15 protein-coding genes and 1 pseudogene are annotated in these 15,570 nt (G+C 67.9%); 10 read left to right on the top strand and 6 right to left on the bottom strand.

Translation table 11 applies throughout. The features are described 5' to 3' along the window. Positions 1–110 precede the first annotated feature (110 nt). Together ACFHW1_RS14865 and ACFHW1_RS14860 are read right to left on the bottom strand one after the other, a co-directional pair. Complete coding sequence (locus ACFHW1_RS14865) at positions 111–1,103, bottom strand: sigma-70 family RNA polymerase sigma factor (RefSeq protein WP_416553775.1); 993 nt, start codon at positions 1,101–1,103, stop codon at positions 111–113. Positions 1,104–1,545: 442 nt separating this feature from the next. Beyond that, positions 1,546–2,229, bottom strand: coding sequence for a dTMP kinase (locus tag ACFHW1_RS14860; RefSeq protein ID WP_416553561.1), 684 nt, complete (start codon positions 2,227–2,229; stop codon positions 1,546–1,548). A 272-nt stretch (positions 2,230–2,501) separates the two neighbouring features. Between ACFHW1_RS14860 and ACFHW1_RS14855 the strand changes: the two genes are divergently transcribed. The 9 genes from ACFHW1_RS14855 (at position 2,502) to ACFHW1_RS14815 (ending at position 10,916) form a co-directional block, all read left to right on the top strand. Further along, positions 2,502–2,792 (top strand): hypothetical protein, encoded by a 291-nt coding sequence (locus ACFHW1_RS14855; protein ID WP_416553559.1) that lies wholly within the window; start codon positions 2,502–2,504, stop codon positions 2,790–2,792. A gap of 29 nt (positions 2,793–2,821) precedes the next feature. After that, positions 2,822–3,511, top strand: a complete 690-nt coding sequence (locus ACFHW1_RS14850) for a metallophosphoesterase family protein (protein WP_416553773.1) — start codon at positions 2,822–2,824, stop codon at positions 3,509–3,511. Between the two features lie 49 nt (positions 3,512–3,560). Next, a complete protein-coding gene (locus ACFHW1_RS14845) occupies positions 3,561–3,704 on the top strand; it encodes a GPGG-motif small membrane protein (RefSeq protein ID WP_199757467.1) in 144 nt (47 codons plus the stop codon). 186 nt (positions 3,705–3,890) lie between these two features. Beyond that, positions 3,891–4,349, top strand: a complete 459-nt coding sequence (locus ACFHW1_RS14840; protein ID WP_416553557.1) for a TspO/MBR family protein — start codon at positions 3,891–3,893, stop codon at positions 4,347–4,349. Positions 4,350–4,512: 163 nt separating this feature from the next. Further along, entirely contained in the window at positions 4,513–5,859 is a 1,347-nt protein-coding gene (locus ACFHW1_RS14835; RefSeq protein ID WP_416553555.1) for an ABC transporter substrate-binding protein, read from the top strand. 89 nt (positions 5,860–5,948) lie between these two features. Next, a complete protein-coding gene (locus tag ACFHW1_RS14830; RefSeq protein ID WP_416553553.1) occupies positions 5,949–7,022 on the top strand; it encodes a carbohydrate ABC transporter permease in 1,074 nt (357 codons plus the stop codon). A gap of 5 nt (positions 7,023–7,027) precedes the next feature. Then, positions 7,028–7,996, top strand: a complete 969-nt coding sequence (locus tag ACFHW1_RS14825) for a carbohydrate ABC transporter permease (protein ID WP_416553551.1) — start codon at positions 7,028–7,030, stop codon at positions 7,994–7,996. A gap of 46 nt (positions 7,997–8,042) precedes the next feature. After that, entirely contained in the window at positions 8,043–9,104 is a 1,062-nt protein-coding gene (locus tag ACFHW1_RS14820) for a LacI family DNA-binding transcriptional regulator (protein WP_416553549.1), read from the top strand. Positions 9,105–9,215: 111 nt separating this feature from the next. Continuing rightward, positions 9,216–10,916, top strand: coding sequence for a glycoside hydrolase family 13 protein (locus ACFHW1_RS14815; RefSeq protein ID WP_416615621.1), 1,701 nt, complete (start codon positions 9,216–9,218; stop codon positions 10,914–10,916). Here ACFHW1_RS14815 and ACFHW1_RS14810 read toward each other — a convergent pair. From ACFHW1_RS14810 to ACFHW1_RS14795, 4 genes are all read right to left on the bottom strand, one after another. Then, positions 10,885–12,288 (bottom strand): MFS transporter, encoded by a 1,404-nt coding sequence (locus tag ACFHW1_RS14810; protein ID WP_416553545.1) that lies wholly within the window; start codon positions 12,286–12,288, stop codon positions 10,885–10,887. The two genes, ACFHW1_RS14815 and ACFHW1_RS14810, sit on opposite strands and share 32 nt — an antisense overlap. Positions 12,289–12,459: 171 nt before the next feature. Next, entirely contained in the window at positions 12,460–13,008 is a 549-nt protein-coding gene (locus ACFHW1_RS14805; RefSeq protein WP_416553543.1) for a hypothetical protein, read from the bottom strand. 453 nt (positions 13,009–13,461) lie between these two features. Next, on the bottom strand, positions 13,462–14,058 hold the full coding sequence (locus ACFHW1_RS14800) for a hypothetical protein (RefSeq protein WP_416592267.1): 597 nt from the start codon (positions 14,056–14,058) through the stop codon (positions 13,462–13,464). Positions 14,059–14,100: 42 nt separating this feature from the next. Beyond that, the gene (locus ACFHW1_RS14795) at positions 14,101–14,475 is read right to left on the bottom strand and encodes a hypothetical protein (RefSeq protein ID WP_416615620.1); all 375 of its coding nucleotides are present in this window, start codon (positions 14,473–14,475) and stop codon (positions 14,101–14,103) included. Positions 14,476–15,032: 557 nt separating this feature from the next. On the opposite strand from ACFHW1_RS14795, the pseudogene ACFHW1_RS14790 reads away from it, so the two are divergent. Further along, positions 15,033–15,434: pseudogene (locus ACFHW1_RS14790) on the top strand (IS1380 family transposase); the annotation flags it as partial. Positions 15,435–15,570: the final 136 nt, after the last annotated feature.

Here is a 15,570-nt window from a genome sequence, read left to right as displayed (position 1 = left end):
CGCGCGACACTGCCGACGGCCCGGCATCCGCAAGGCGGATGCCGGGCCGTCGGCAGTTCGTCGGTGGGTTGTCAGTTCATCGGCGGATCAGGTCGCCTGCAGCCGATTCGTCAGGCCGCCTGCAGCCCTTCCGCCCGGGCCAGCTCCCGCAGCCGGCCCAGCGCCTGGATCTCCAGCTGACGGATGCGCTCCCGGGACAGTGAGAAGCGCGAAGCGACCTCGGTCAGCGAGTGCTCCCGCCCGTCCTCCAAGCCGTACCGGGCCCGCATGATGCCGGCGGACCGGTCGTCCAGGTGGTTGAGCAGGCCCTCGATCCGCTGCCGCTCCAAACCGGTGAGCACGATGTCCTCCGGCGACGGTGCGTCGCTGTCGGCCACCAGGTCGCCCAGGTTGGTGTCGCCGTCGTCGCCGACCGGGGTGTCCAGCGACACCGTGTCCTGCGACCACCGCACCAGCTCGTGCACCCGCTCGACCGGCACGCCGAGCGAGGCGGCGATCTGCTCCGGCTCCGGGTCCGAACCGAGCTCCCGGGTCAACTGGCGGGCCACGTTGCGCATCCGGTTGACGTCCTCGACCAGGTGCACCGGAAGCCGTACGGTCCGCTCCTGCTGGGCGATCGCCCGGCTGATGGCCTGCCGAATCCACCAGGTCGCGTAGGTGGAGAACTTGAAACCACGCTCGTAGTCGAACTTCTCCACCGCGCGGACCAGACCGGTGTTGCCCTCCTGGATCAGGTCCAGCATCGGCATCCCGGACCGGACGTAGCGGCGGGCGATCGACACCACCAGACGCAGGTTGGCCCGGATGAACAGGTCCTTGGCCCGTTCACCCTCGACGACCAGCCGCTCCAGCTCCTCGCGGCTCACCCCGGCCCGCGGCACGCCCTGCTCCAGCAGGTGCTCCGCGTACAGACCGGCCTCGATCGCCTTGGAGAGGTCGACTTCCCGGGCCGCGTCGAGCAGCGGCGTGCGGGAGATCTCATGCAGGTAGACGCCAACGAGGTCCCGCTCCTCGGCGACCTCGTCGGTCCGCAAAGCCATCGTCTTCTCCACGTTGCTCACGGTCCCCTCGTTAACCCCACGTCGTGCCCTGTCACCTGCGATGCGCATCTCCATCAGCCTCTCCCCCGTCACGTCCGCCTCCGATCCGGCGAACCTGATGTGGCAGGCCCGCCGTATGGCGCCGACACCTGCACAACAGATGAGACGCGTCAGAGATTCCGTCTCGTGAGTCGAAGCTGACACGATTGCCTGAATAATTGCTGTGAGCGGGATTGGCGTTTCCTGCCAGGCTCCTCGATCGCCACGCTGCGTCGGGCCGGCCGACTGCCCGATGCACTCAGGTCGGCGGGGCGTGGCAGACTCCCAGCACACCACGACACCGGGCAGGGGCGCAGCGATTCCCGTCACTACCCCTCCTGCGATCCTCGTCACTGCCCGCCCGGTCGGTTGGTCCTGGCCAACGCCGGTCGGTTGGTCCTGGCCAGGAGTACGGCCCGAGCGGGGTGCACGGTTCATCACCACCCGACAGACACCGGCCTGCGGGTCACGACGCACGCGAATCGTCTGGATCCGGCCGCCACGAGGCGCCGGCTGGACGGCCGTCGTCCGGCCGCCATTCGGTCAGCCGCTGCCGGATCACTGCGGCGACCTGGGCGGCCGTGCCCCGGGCGTCGATGACCACGAACCCGGCGGCCTCCGGCAGCGACCCGTATGCGGCCGCGCTGGTCGCCAGGAACTCCAGCGACTCGTGGTCGGTGCCCCGGGCGTCGATCCGCCGGGCCGCTTCGGCGGGCGGCAGCAAGAGTAGGAACGTCACGTCCGGTTGGGGAAACACCCGGTAGGCCAGCCGGGCGGGCCGCTCCCAGTGGCCTGCGCCGTGGGTGCGGATGCTGGCGTACTGGCAGACCGCGTACCGGTCCATCACCGCGATCGCCCGGCGTGAGCCGAGCACCGACCGGGCGATCGCGAGCCAGCGCAGCAACGCCTCGAGGAACATCAGCCCGCCACGGCCGACCATCCGTCGGGCGTCCGGGCGGCCGATCCGGACCGCCAACCGGTCGAGCCAGCGTCGACCGCCGGCGTTGCGCCAGTACCGGGCGGGCCGGCCGGCGGCGGTCAGCGCCTCGGCCAGCAGGTGTGCCTGAGTGGTCTTGCCGACCCCGTCGATGCCCACCAACGCGATCCGTCGCAGCCCGGCCGGCGGCGACCAGGCCGGATCGGCATCCACTGTGCTCCCTGCGGGGTCCGGTGGCGGGCATGGCGACGCGGCTGACGACGTGGACTGTACGGGCGACGGCGGGCGGGACGCGGGCCGGGACGGTGACTCTGATGGTGACGGTGGCGCATGGGTCACTGTGACGAGCACTTTCCCAACGGTAGCGAGCACGTGCACGTCGTCACCCCGCTCGCCCACTGTCACGCGCCGTGCCCGCACGCACGAACCGGCCGGGAACGGGTATGCCACCGACGGGCACCCGACGACAGCCAGGAGGTGGGGCAATGACCCGGATATCGGGGCAGTCGACGCGACAGACCGGGCCGGACCGGCTCGACGGCTACACCGAGGCGGCGGTGCAGCGGCTGCTCAGCGAGCACGCCGACACCGCCGAGCAGGGGGTGGGCGTCTCTCGCCGGGACCACAGCCTGGTGCTGTGCGGCGAGGTCGAGAGCGCCCACCGGCGGGCGGAGATCGTCCGGCTGGTGGCCGAGCGCTTCCCCGGCGTACGCCTGATCGTCGACATCGTCGTCAGTCGCACCACCGTGCCGACCGAGGCGGAGGAGCTGTCGTGATCCGCGTCGCGGCCGTCGGAGACGTGCACATGGACAGCGACGTGCTGGGCCGGTTCCGCCCAGCGTTGGCGCAGCTCGGTGACCGGGCCGACGTCCTGCTGCTGGCCGGCGACCTGACCCGGCACGGCACGGAGTCGGAGGCGCGGTGCGTGGCCGACGAGTTCGGCGGTCTGGCGGTCCCGGTGGTGGCGGTGCTCGGCAACCACGACCACCACTGTGACCAGGTGCCGCAGCTGGTCGGGATACTCAGCGACGCCGGGGTCACGGTGCTCGACGGCGACGGCGTGGTGGTGGACTGCCCCGGCGGCCGGCTCGGGGTGGCCGGGGTCAAGGGGTTCGGGGGCGGGTTCGCCGGGCGGTGCGCGAGCCGGTTCGGCGAGCCGGAGATGAAGGCGTTCGTCGCCACCACGGCGGACGCCGCAGATCGGCTACAGGCGGCGCTGGTCGGGCTGGACTGCGACGTACGGGTGGCGCTGACCCACTATTCGCCGGTGCCGGAGACACTAGCCGGCGAGCCGCCCGAGATCTACCCGTTCCTCGGCTCCTACCTGCTTGCCGAGGCGATCGACGCGGCACCGACCGACCTCGCGGTGCACGGCCACGCCCACTTCGGCAGCGAACGGGGCACCACCCCCGGTGGGGTTCGGGTCCGTAACGTCGCCCATCCGGTGATCAAACAGGCGTACAGCGTGTATTCGCTCGCCGGGTCGGTCGCTTGACCAGACTGGTGCAGGTTTCCGTCGCCGGTCGCAAGGGTATTCAGCGGCCATGGAGCTACTTCTCTGGATTCTCGCAGTCGTCCTGGTCGTCGCCGGCGTTCTCGCGCTGTTCCGTCGGCAACTGCTCTGGGGCATCGTGCTGATCGTCGTCGGGCTGCTCGTCGGTCCCGGTGGCGTGAGTCTGTTCGCTTGACGGTGCCGGGCGTACCCCCGGCCCCCTCAACCGACATCGACCTGACCACATCTACCCCGAGCCTGCCGGCGCCGCCGGACCGGCCCGCTCCTCCCTATTGCGGACCGGTGCCGGCGGCCCCGGCCTGACCTGTTGTTTCCCTGGAGTCGCTACGCGCTCCCCAATTTGCTGTTCCCTGGAGTTGCCATGCGCTCGTGGTGGGGTCTACCGGTGTTCCTCGGCCTGGTGGCGGCGGCTGCGGCGGTCGGGGCGTTCGCCGCCCGCGACGCCGGTTCCCGGTACGCCGAACTGGTCCAGCCGTCCTGGGCACCGCCGTCCTGGCTGTTCAGCCCGGTTTGGACCATCCTGTACGTGCTGATCGCCGTCGCCGGGTTCACCGTCTGGCGACGGGCCGGTGCCGGCCTGGCGATCGCCAGTTGGCTGGCCCAGCTGGTGCTCAACGCCGCCTGGACACCGCTGTTCTTCGCCGCCGGCCGGTACGGTCTGGCGTTCGCTGAGATCGTGCTCCTCTGGCTGCTCGTCGGCGCCACCGTGGTGCTGTTCTGGCGGGTCTGGCGACCGGCCGCTCTGCTGATGGTCCCGTACTGGGGCTGGGTCACCTTCGCCGCCGCGCTGAACCTGTCCATCTGGCAGCTCAACAGCTGAGTAGCGGGTCAAGGTTTCCGAATCGTTACTGGCTCGTAGCTGGTCAGGACTGGACGCGCTTCCATTGCAAGCGCTTACATGTGAAGACGCCCAGACAGCAACCGACCGGCGCAGCCCGATCGCGGGGACGCGGGGCCCGCCGGCTAGGAAGGGAGAACGCTCCATGGCGGTCTTCACCAGACCACGCCAGGCCTTCGCGCTCGCCAGCGTGCTCGGGCTGGCCCTCGCCTCGACGGCGTGTGTTTCCGACAGCGGCACCAGCGCAGACCCGGAGTCCGAGGAATGCGCCCCATACAGTGACTACCAGGGCAACGACGGCACCGAGGTGACGATCTACGCCTCGATCCGTGACGCCGAGGCGGACCTGCTCGAGCAGTCCTGGAGCGAGTTCGTCGACTGCACCGGCATCGACATCCGCTACGAGGGCAGTGGCGAGTTCGAAGCCCAGCTGCAGGTGCGGGTCGACGGCGGCAACCCGCCGGACATCGCCTTCATCCCGCAGCCCGGCCTGCTCGGCCGGTTCGCCGAGGCCGGCCAGCTGCAGGCCGCCTCCGACGGGACCAAGGCGATGGCCGAGGCCAACTACAGCGAGGACTGGCTGGCGTACGGCACGGTCGACGGCACCTTCTACGGCGCCCCGCTCGGCTCCAACGTCAAGTCCTTCGTCTGGTACTCGCCGAGCATGTTCGCCGACAACGGCTGGACCGTGCCGGAGACCTGGGACGAGCTGATCGCGCTCAGCGACGAGGTCGCCGCCACCGGCACCAAGCCGTGGTGCGTCGGGGTCGAGTCCGGTGACGCCACCGGCTGGCCGGCCACCGACTGGATCGAGGACATCATGCTCCGGACCCAGACGCCGGAGGTCTACGACCAGTGGACCACCCACGACATCCCGTTCAACGACCCGCGGGTCGCCGAGGCCGTCGACCAGGCCGGCTCGATCCTCAAGAACGAGGAGTACGTCAACGGCGGCTTCGGTGGCGTCGACAGCATCACCGCGACCTCGTTCCAGGATGCCGGCACCCCGATCCTCGACGGTGACTGCGCGCTGCACCGGCAGGCCAGCTTCTACGCCAACCAGTGGCCGGAGGGCACCGAGGTGGCCGAGGACGGCGACGTCTTCGCGTTCTACTTCCCGACCAACGACCCGAGCGCCGGCCAGCCGGTCCTCGGCGGTGGCGAGTTCACCGTGGCCTTCGCCGACCGGCCCGAGGTCCAGGCGGTGCAGACCTACCTGGCCTCGCCGGAGTACGCCAACAGCCGGGCCTCGCTCGGCAACTGGGTGTCGGCCAACAGCGGGCTGGACATCGCCAACGTGGAGAACCCGATCGACCGGCTCTCCGTGGAGATCCTGCAGGACGAGAACACCACGTTCCGCTTCGACGGATCGGACCTGATGCCGGCCGCGGTCGGCGCGGGCACCTTCTGGCGCGGCATGGTGGACTGGCTCAGCGGCCAGAACACCGAAGAGACCCTCGACTACATCGAAGGCTCCTGGCCGACCAGCTGACACCACGCGGCCGGCCCACCCACGAGCACACCGGGGGTGGGCCGGCCGCACCATAGCTGGCTCCGGTCGACGATCCGTTGGGAGGGCGGATGTACTTCGACTTCGCTGAGCAGTACCCGAAGCTGTTGATGCTGCTGTACGGCCTGATCGCGTTCGTGGTGATCGTCGGCGGCATGCTGCTGTTGCTCGACGCGGTGCCGAGCTGGTTCGCCCGCCGACGGGAGCAGCGACTGATCGCGGCCGGCGCCGGCGGTGGTGCCGGCGGCGGCGCATCGGTGCCGGTCGGCCGCCCTCGGCGCGGCGGCGAAGGCCTGTTCGGCCTGTTCTTTCTGCTGCCGGCCCTGCTGCTACTCGGCATCGGGCTGGTCATCCCGGCGCTGCGCACCACCGTCCTGTCGTTCATGGACGGACGTAGCGAGAACTGGGTCGGTCTGGAGAACTACCGGTGGATGTTCTCCCAGGACGAGATCATCCAGGTGCTGACCAACACCCTGATCTGGGTGATCCTGGTGCCGACGGTGGCGACCGCGATCGGCCTGCTCTACGCGATCATGGTGGACAAGGCCCGGTTCGAGGCGCTGGCCAAGTCGCTGGTCTTCATGCCGATGGCGATCTCCTTCGTCGGCGCCAGCATCATCTGGCGGTTCGTCTACGCGTACCGGGGCGGCGAACAGGAGCAGTACGGCCTGCTCAACTACCTGGTCACCCTGTTCGGCTTCGAGCCGCAGCGCTGGCTGCAGCTCAACGCCCCGCTGAACACGCTGCTGCTGATCGTGGTGATGATCTGGATCCAGGCCGGGTTCGCGATGGTGGTGCTCTCCGCCGCGATCAAGGCGATTCCAGCCGACATCATCGAAGCCGCCCGCCTCGACGGGGTGAACGCCTGGCAGATGTTCTGGCGGGTCACCATGCCGAGCATCCGCCCGGCGCTGATCGTCGTGGTGGTGACCATCTCGATCGCCACCCTGAAGGTCTTCGACATCGTCCGGACGATGACCAACGGCAACTACGACACCGGTGTGATCGCCAACGAGATGTACAACCAGGCGTTCCGCTACGGCCAGAACGGCTACGGCTCGGCCCTGGCGGTGTTCCTGTTCGTGCTGGTCATCCCGATCGTCATCTACCAGATCCGTAACCTGCGCAAGCAGCGGGAGGTGTGACACCCGTGACCACCACCACGCCCCCCGTGGCCGCTCCGGCCAGCAGCGGGGAGGAACGGCCCCGTACCCGGGTCGGCCGGGTCCGCAAGCGGCTCAACACTCCGACGGCGACGATCGTCGCGATCGTCATCGCGGTGATCTGGACCATCCCGACGTTCGGTCTGTTCGTCTCCTCGTTCCGACCGGCCGAGGAGATCCGGACCACCGGTTGGTGGACCTTCTTCACCGACCCGCAGGTCACCCTGCAGAACTACCAGGACGTGCTGTTCGGCCGGTCCTCGTCGTCCGGGCAGTTGTCCAGCTACTTCGTCAACTCGCTGGTGATCACCATCCCGTCAGTGCTGTTCCCGCTGGCCTTCGCGGCACTGGCCGCGTACGCGCTGGCCTGGATCAACTTCCGCGGCCGGGACCTGATCTACATCTGCATCTTCGCGCTGCAGATCGTGCCGCTGCAGATGGCGCTGGTGCCGTTGCTGCGGTTCTTCTCGCAGGGCACCACGATCGGCGGCGTCACCATCACCCCACCGTGGGGACTGGACAGCTACGAACGCTACGTCCAGGTCTGGTTCGCGCACACCTGTTTCGCCCTGCCGCTGGGGGTGTTCCTGCTGCACAACTTCGTGTCGCAGCTGCCCAAGGACCTGATGGAGGCGGCCCGGGTCGACGGGGCCAGCCACCCGAAGATCTTCCGGACCATCGTGCTGCCGCTGATCGCACCGGCGCTGGCCGCGTTTGGCATCTTCCAGTTCCTCTGGGTCTGGAACGACCTGCTCGTCGCGTTGATCTTCGCGGGCGGCGAGAGTCGGGTGGCGCCACTGACGGTACGGCTGGCCGAACTCGCCGGCACCCGAGGTGATCAATGGCAACGCCTGACCTCGGGCGCCTTCGTCTCGATCATCGTGCCGTTGATCGTCTTCCTCTCCCTGCAGCGGTACTTCGTCCGAGGGCTGCTGGCCGGCAGCGTCAAGGGCTGACCACGGGGCGACGCCGGCCGCGACCACGCGGGCGAGGTGATGATCCATGACCAGAATCGACGACGTCGCCCGGCTGGCCGGGGTCTCCACGGCGACCGTCTCGCGGGCCCTCCGGGGCCTGCCGACGGTCACCGAGGCGACCCGGCTACGGGTGCTCGACGCCGCCGCGCAACTCGGATACATCGCCTCGCCCAGCGCGTCACGGCTGGCCGGCGGCAAGACCCGGGCCGTCGCGGTCGTGGTGCCCCGGATCACCCGCTGGTTCTTCAGCACCGTCGTCGAAGCCGCCGAGGACACGCTGCAGGAAGCCGGCTACGACCTGCTGCTGTACAACCTCGGCGGGCGGGAGAACGCCCGGCAGCGGATGCTGCACACCGCCAGCCTGCGCCACCGGGTGGACGCGTTGATGCTGGTCGCCACCCCGCTGCACCGGTCCGACTTTGCCGCCATCTCCGCGTTGGGCATGCCGGGGGTCACGGTCAGCTCCGGCACCGGCGTACCCGGCTGGCCCAGCATCCGGATCGACGACGTGGCCGCCGCCCGGACCGCCACCGGCCACCTGATCGGGCTCGGGCACCGGCGGATCGCCCACATCTCCGGCAACTCCGGCGAGGAACTGGCCTTCACCGCCCACCTGGACCGCCGCCGCGGCTACCGGGAAGCGCTGGTCACGGCCGGCCTCACCCCGGACCCGGCACTGGACCTGGAGGGCGATTTCACCATCGCCGGCGGCGGACTGGCCACCGCCGAACTGCTGCGCCGTGGCCCGGTGCCGACCGCGATCTTCGCCGCCTGCGACGAGATGGCGCTCGGCGCCATCGCAGTTCTGCGACAGGCCGGACTGCGGGTGCCGGCGGACGTCAGCGTGATCGGCATCGACGACCACGACGTGGCCCGGGTGGTCGGGCTGACCACCGTCGCCCAACCCGCCGCCGAGCAGGGCCGACTGGCCGCCGGCACGCTACTCGGCCCACTCGCAGCCGAAACGCCGCCCAACCCGCTCGCAGCCGGCACGCCGCCCGCCGCCGCCACGCCGACCGACACGGTGACCCTGCCCACCCGACTGGTGGTCCGCGAGTCGACCGCGCCACCCCGGGAAACCGGGTGACCGCACCGGCCGACCTGGTAGACCCACGTACGAGGCACCGCTGACCCGGCGGCCAGGGCGTTCCTGGCTGCGGGTTAGCCCGCCAACCGAGCTGAGTTGAGGAGCACACTGGTGAACACGCCATCGACCCGTACCCGTGACGGTGCCGGGGCCCGTACCGGTGACGGTGCCGGCATCGACTGGTGGCGGCAGGCGGTCATCTACCAGATCTACCCGCGGTCGTTCGCCGACTCCGACGGCGACGGCATCGGTGACCTGCCCGGCGTGATCGCCCGGCTGGACTATCTCGTCGCCCTCGGCGTCGACGCGATCTGGCTGTCACCGTTCTACCCGTCGCCGCAGGCCGACGCCGGCTACGACGTGGCCGACTACCGCGACGTCGACCCGATCTTCGGCCGGCTCGCCGACGCCGACCGGCTGATCGCCGAGGCCCACGACCGGGGGCTGCGAGTGATCGTCGACCTGGTGCCGAACCACACGTCGTCGGCACACCCCTGGTTCGTCGAGGCGCTCGGCGCCGAGGCGGGCAGCCCGGCCCGGGACCGGTACATTCTCCGCGACGGCCGCGGCCCAGATGGGGACCAGCCGCCGAACAGCTGGCGGTCCGTCTTCGGCGGCCCGGCCTGGACCAGGGTCGACAACCCGGACGGTACGCCGGGCCAGTGGTACCTGCACCTGTTCGATGCCGGCCAGCCCGACCTCAACTGGGACTCGACGCAGGTCCGCGACGAGTTCGTGGCCATCCTGCGGTTCTGGCTGGACCGGGGCGTCGACGGCTTCCGGGTCGACGTGGCGCACGGCCTGGTCAAGCAGGCCGACCTGGCCGACTGGCACTACCCGGAGGAGACCACCTCCGGCAATCACGTCGACCAGCCCCGGCCGCCGATGTGGGACCAGGACGGCGTACACGAGATCTACCGGCAGTGGCGGTCGGTGCTGGACGAGTACCCCGGGCAGCAGATCCTGGTCGCCGAGGCGTGGGTGCAGCCGGCGGAGCGGCTCGCCGCGTACGTCCGGCCGGACGAGATGCACCAGGCGTTCAACTTCGAGTACCTGGAGGCGGCGTGGACCTCCGAGGCGCAGCGTACGGTGATCGAACGGTCGTTGGCCGCCACCGAAGCCGTCGGCGCGCCCACCACCTGGGTGTTGTCCAACCATGACGTGCTGCGCCACGCCACCCGGCTGGCGCTGCCGATCGGCGCGGCCCGGCCGCGCGGCATCGGCGCGAACGACCCGCAGCCGGACACCGCGCTCGGGCTGCGCCGGGCCCGCGCCGCCACCCTGCTGATGCTGGCGCTGCCCGGCTCGGCCTACCTCTACCAGGGTGAGGAGCTGGGTCTGCCGGAGCACACCACGCTGCCGGACGAGGTCCGGCAGGACCCGACCTGGCGGCGCACCGACCACACCGAGCGCGGCCGGGACGGCTGCCGGGTGCCGATCCCGTGGGAGGCGGACAGCCCGTCCTACGGGTTCGGGCCGACCGACGCCAGCTGGCTGCCGCAGCCGCCGGTGTGGGCCGAGTACGCCCTCGACCGGCAGCGCGACGTGCCGGGGTCGACCTACGAGCTGTACCGGACAGCGTTGCGGCTGCGCCGCAAGCTCGGGCTCGGCGCCGGCCGGCTGCGGTGGCTGGAGTCACCGGAGGACGTGCTCGCCTTCTGCGTCGACGAGGTGACCGTGGTGACGAACTTCGGTGCCGAGCCGGTGTCCCTGCCGCCGGGCACCGAACCGCTGATCGCCAGCGGCCCGCTGAACGGCAGCGGACGGGTCCCGACCGACGTCACCGTCTGGGCCCGGCAGCGCGTTCGCTGAGCAGGGTGTGCACGTCGTCGATGTCACGCGGGGCGGTACGGGACGCCAGCCAGTACATGATCCCGGTCGGGATGAAGAACAGCTGGAACACGGCCAGGCCGACGGCGTAGTTCAACGGCGGTGGGACGACACCGCCGACCGCCCGCAGGGCGACCGGCAGCAACGCGTTGCCGGTCGCCCGCCCCACCCCGTTGACCAGGTTGCCGAGGCTGTAGACGGTGCCCCGGTGCTCCGGCGGGTTGACGTCGGCGATCAACGCGAACCAGTTCGGCGAGTTCGCCGACGTCAACGCCAACGCGAGCAGCGCGGTGAGGAAACTCAGCCCGATCGTCGGCTCGGTGAGCACCCCGCGCAGCACGGCGGCGGTGACCGCACCGGCACCGGCACCGTCGGGCACGTCGATGCGCATCGGCACGAAGAACAACACCAGGTAGAACGGCACCGCCGCGAGGATGCCGACCGCCGCGACCAGGGCCCGACCCCGAGGGGTACGCCGTTGCAGCCGGTCCCCGACCAGCCCACCGACGATGGACAGCGCCCCGCCGAGCTGGAACAGGGTGGCGAAGACGCTGCCGACGATGATCGCCGTACCGGCGGTGTAGCCCTGCTCCTCGGCACGGGCCCTAAACAGCGCCGGCAGCCAGACCAGCGAGCCGAACGCGACCTGGGCGGTGAGCCCCTGCGCCACCAGCCAGACGTTGGTCCGCCGCCGGGCGATCGTCGGCAGGTCGGCCCGGCTGATCCGGTGCTCGTACTCACCGCCGGCGGCGAACCGGTCGGCCAGCTCCGGCTGACTCTGCCCGCGCCGCACGTCGTAGGTGAACAGGTACGCGACCGTGGCGGCCAGCCCGGCGGCGGCCAGCACCAGGAACGGCCGCCGCCAGTCGGCGTGCCCCAGCAGCCCGCCGAGCAGCGTGCCGGCCAGCGTGCCGACGCCCTGCGACAGCCCCCAGAAGCTCATCACCAGGCCCCGCCGGCCGGGGGTGATCAGGTCGCTGACCACGGAGAAGCCGACCGAGGCGACCGCGCCGAGGCCGACGGCGGCGACCAGCTGCGCGGCGAAGAACAGCGGATAGCTGCCCGCGAGTGCAGTACCGACCGCGCCGAGCCCCCAGATCACCGTACCGGCCATCAGCAGCGGTTTGCGGTCGCCTCGGTCGCCGACGTACGCCCAGCCAACCGCGGCGATCGCGCTGACGAGGAAGGTCGCGGCGGTGACCGCCCCGATCGCCCCCTCCGGTACGGCGTACGTGTCGGCGATGCTGCCGTACAGCGGCGGGACCAGGCCGATCGCCACGTTGTCCAGCGAGGCGAGCACGATGAACACGACGACGCTGTAGATGCGGTGCGCCCGCCCACCGGTCAGCGTCATGCCGCTGAGTATGGGACAGCGGGCGAGCCGGCCCTGCACGCGGTGTTGCCCTGGCTGCCTGCCCGCTGGGGCGATACCGCGATGGTTGTCGATGTAAGGTGCCGTTGCCACGCACCACCGTCTGGCAAACCCCTACCGCCCACTGACCTGACCGGTCACAACGGGGAGCCTTCAGCCGCCACCAGGCTCGTCGGAATCCCGGGGAATAATGATCTGACTGCCCTCCGGCGCCTCCTCGCTGCGGTTAGCAGCGGGCGGATGCTGGAAGGCACGTCGAAACTGCCACAAAGAGCCGAGTGCTAACAAGAAGACTACATGCACAGCTGGATTCATGCCTCCTTCCTGTATCCAACCCTCCCACCCTTCCAATATCCCGAGAGGCAGGTCGCGACCCACACTTACACTAGGCGCAATAACAAAAGACCAGAAAATCAGCACTACAACCGAAACAGCAAATCCAGAAACAAGCGCCAACCACGAGGGTCGGACAAGCTTGCGAACACCCAGGACAAATGAGTACGTGACCAAACCACCAAGCGTGGCGATTGCAAAGATCTGCAGGAACGGAACCCGTGGAGAAGTAACCGCCACTACCACATTGTTCAGATCGAAGACCGCACCTGCTCGCAGCCCAGCTACCTGGACACTAAGGATGCCGACGACAAAAACAAACAGCACGCCAAGAGCTAATCCACAAATTCCCCACGCCAGAGCCTTCACCTTTTGCTACCTATACCCATCATTACGAACGACCTCGGCCATGTAATTAGGAAAATACCCAACAGTCCAGCTCAGCTGAACCACCTACGCCGCCAGCGTACCAATAACACTTGCTATGGGCATTGGTGGTGTGCCCATGATAGAGGCTGACAAAGTGCGGAGAATCGCCGACAGCGTAGGCAATCTCGGTATACCCAGGGTAGTCGTGATAGGTTACGACCGTGCTAGTTCCAACTCCTAGACTTGAAGCAACCCTACCGCCTGTAACACTCGATCGAAGCCCAGAAGTTCGAGGGTGAAGCTCGGGAGTAGAAATGTCGTCGGCGTACTGATAGCTCGCCGCACGTGCGACAGGGGCAGCGATACCCAAGAGCGCAGCAGATAGGAAAATGATCACTCCTAGACGCGAATGGATTCGCGCCTTGAGAGCGTATCGAGCATGAGGATCACTTCTCATCTCCCCTTGGATGAGATAGGGGTAAACCGGAAGGAGATTCCATTGTCTCGCTCGACTTCGGACCCCTTCCAGTTGGATCCGACCTGAGGTCGGACAGTCAGCAAGTGAGCATCAGGCCTTCCTTGCCAAGCTTGTTTCATGTGGCGCGCAGCACCAAGATCGATCGGATCGATGTCCGCAGGCAGTAAATAAGCTTCGATAGAGCCCTCAGAACCGTTCACGCTTTCGCCAGCACCGAGCCCGAGTCCCGTCCGGTAAAAATCTGTCAGGGAAGCACATGCAGAAGCCGATACACCATTTCCTCCAGAAATCTTGACGATCAAACACACCTGCGTGTTTCCAGAGCGCCCCACCCAGTAATCCGCGATATCATCTTCGCCAAGAAATCGCACCGACTCTCGTGAGACGTTGCCGAGATGACCCAGGTCGACATCCTCCGGCACACGATCCTGCACAGATTGTGGAAGCGCCAGAATAGGCAACATTCTCTCGACTTCCACGCGGGGCGCATCCTGGGCAAGCGCCGGAAGCGCAGTCGAAATCACGATCAATGCCGCGACGCCAGCCGTTACGCCGAGAGCCGGAACTCGCACTCGAAACTCCCATCATTTCGTGACTGCCCGTAGGGTTTACGATCAATTTCTTGAGGCACAGGTCAGATCCAGTTCCCCGGGAATCGTTCCGCCTGCGATCGGCCAATCCCAATGAAACTTCTGTGAAGCATCCACCACCTGGGCATGCGACAAGTAGACCGTCCCTCCCGAAGAAGCATAACCAACGGTCTGATAGCCAGGGTAGGAATAGTACGTCTCGATGACGTTGTACGCAGATCCGGCGTCACCACCTAGCATAGAGCTGGCCATACCGCCGGAAATTGAAGGTCGCACACTCGAGTAGCGGTGCTGAAGCTCTGCGGTGGGCGTATCATTGGCGTAATAGAAATAGGTAGCGGCCTGCGCCAGCGAGGCGGTAGTTAGGATCACAAATGCCGCAAATAGAGCGACGATCAAGACGTGCCCTAACCTATCGGCACGGGATACAAACGACGAGCCTTCCGAATCTTGCACTCCTATAGCAGTTCGATGGGGCAGATTCCCGATACTCCGCATGCATCGCAAGCATTCATCTCCTCGAATCGGAACTGACGCATAAGTTATGGTTGTCCGCTCCGACGAGCGTACAATGGCATCACAGCTCGCGCCAGCCCTCGATCTGCACGATGCAGCATAAGCAGCACCAGTACGCCGTCAAGTAACTGCCGGTCAGAGCAGCCATTAGGCTGCCTGGTCGATGGTCTGAAATTCGGCCGAGACAGCTAGAGTGTTCGTCAGAGAACCAGTCTTGTCGGTAGGTAGGGTACCCGCGCTGGTCAACACACAACCAGAACATGAGTAATATTCATGGTCAGCGGGTCCGTGTTAGTGGGCTTGGCAGGCGGCAGTTGCCTGAGCCTCGATCCACCGATGAAGGCCGGGTTGGCGAAGCCCCGAGGGTAGAAGGTGCCCTCTGAGCTGGAATGATAGGATTTGCGAAGCTTCTATGTTCGGCTCGAAAGGGCACCTCGCAGGTGAGAACACGCCAGGACGCGCCGGTGGTGCGCGCGACGTTCGACGATCCGAATCTGGTGTCGTGTGCCGGTCTCGTTCCGGTGATGCGCCTGGCCGAGCAGGCCGGTCTGCATGACGCGGTCACCGACCGGGTGCGGCTGCCGACGGACAAGGGCGCGAACCCCGCCGGGAAGGTCGCCACGATCATGGCCGGGATGCTCGCGGGCGCGGACAGCATCGACGACCTCGACATCGCCCGGCACGGTGGCATGCGGTCGCTGTTCGGCAGCGTGTACGCGCCGTCGACGCTCGGATCGTTCCTGCGTACGTTCACCCACGGGCACGTGCGGCAGCTACAGGCCGCCGCCCGCGACACCCTGATCGGTCTGGCCGGCCGGGCACCGATCCTGACCGGCGCCGACACCCTGTCTGGTTCACCGTCCACGGCCTGACCATCCTGCGACTCACCGGTGGCCTGACGAAACTCGGCCTAGACGCAATGCTGCGTAGCTTAAGTTGATCTTGGGGTGTGGCCTGCGGTTGTGTGGCTGCTGTCGG

The sequence above is a fragment of the Micromonospora sp. LOL_014 genome (assembly GCF_048060245.1).
Taxonomy (GTDB): Bacteria; Actinomycetota; Actinomycetes; order Mycobacteriales; family Micromonosporaceae; genus Micromonospora_E.
The sequence above is the reverse complement of the archived record's forward strand: the minus strand, read 5'-3'. Positions and strand labels throughout refer to the sequence as shown.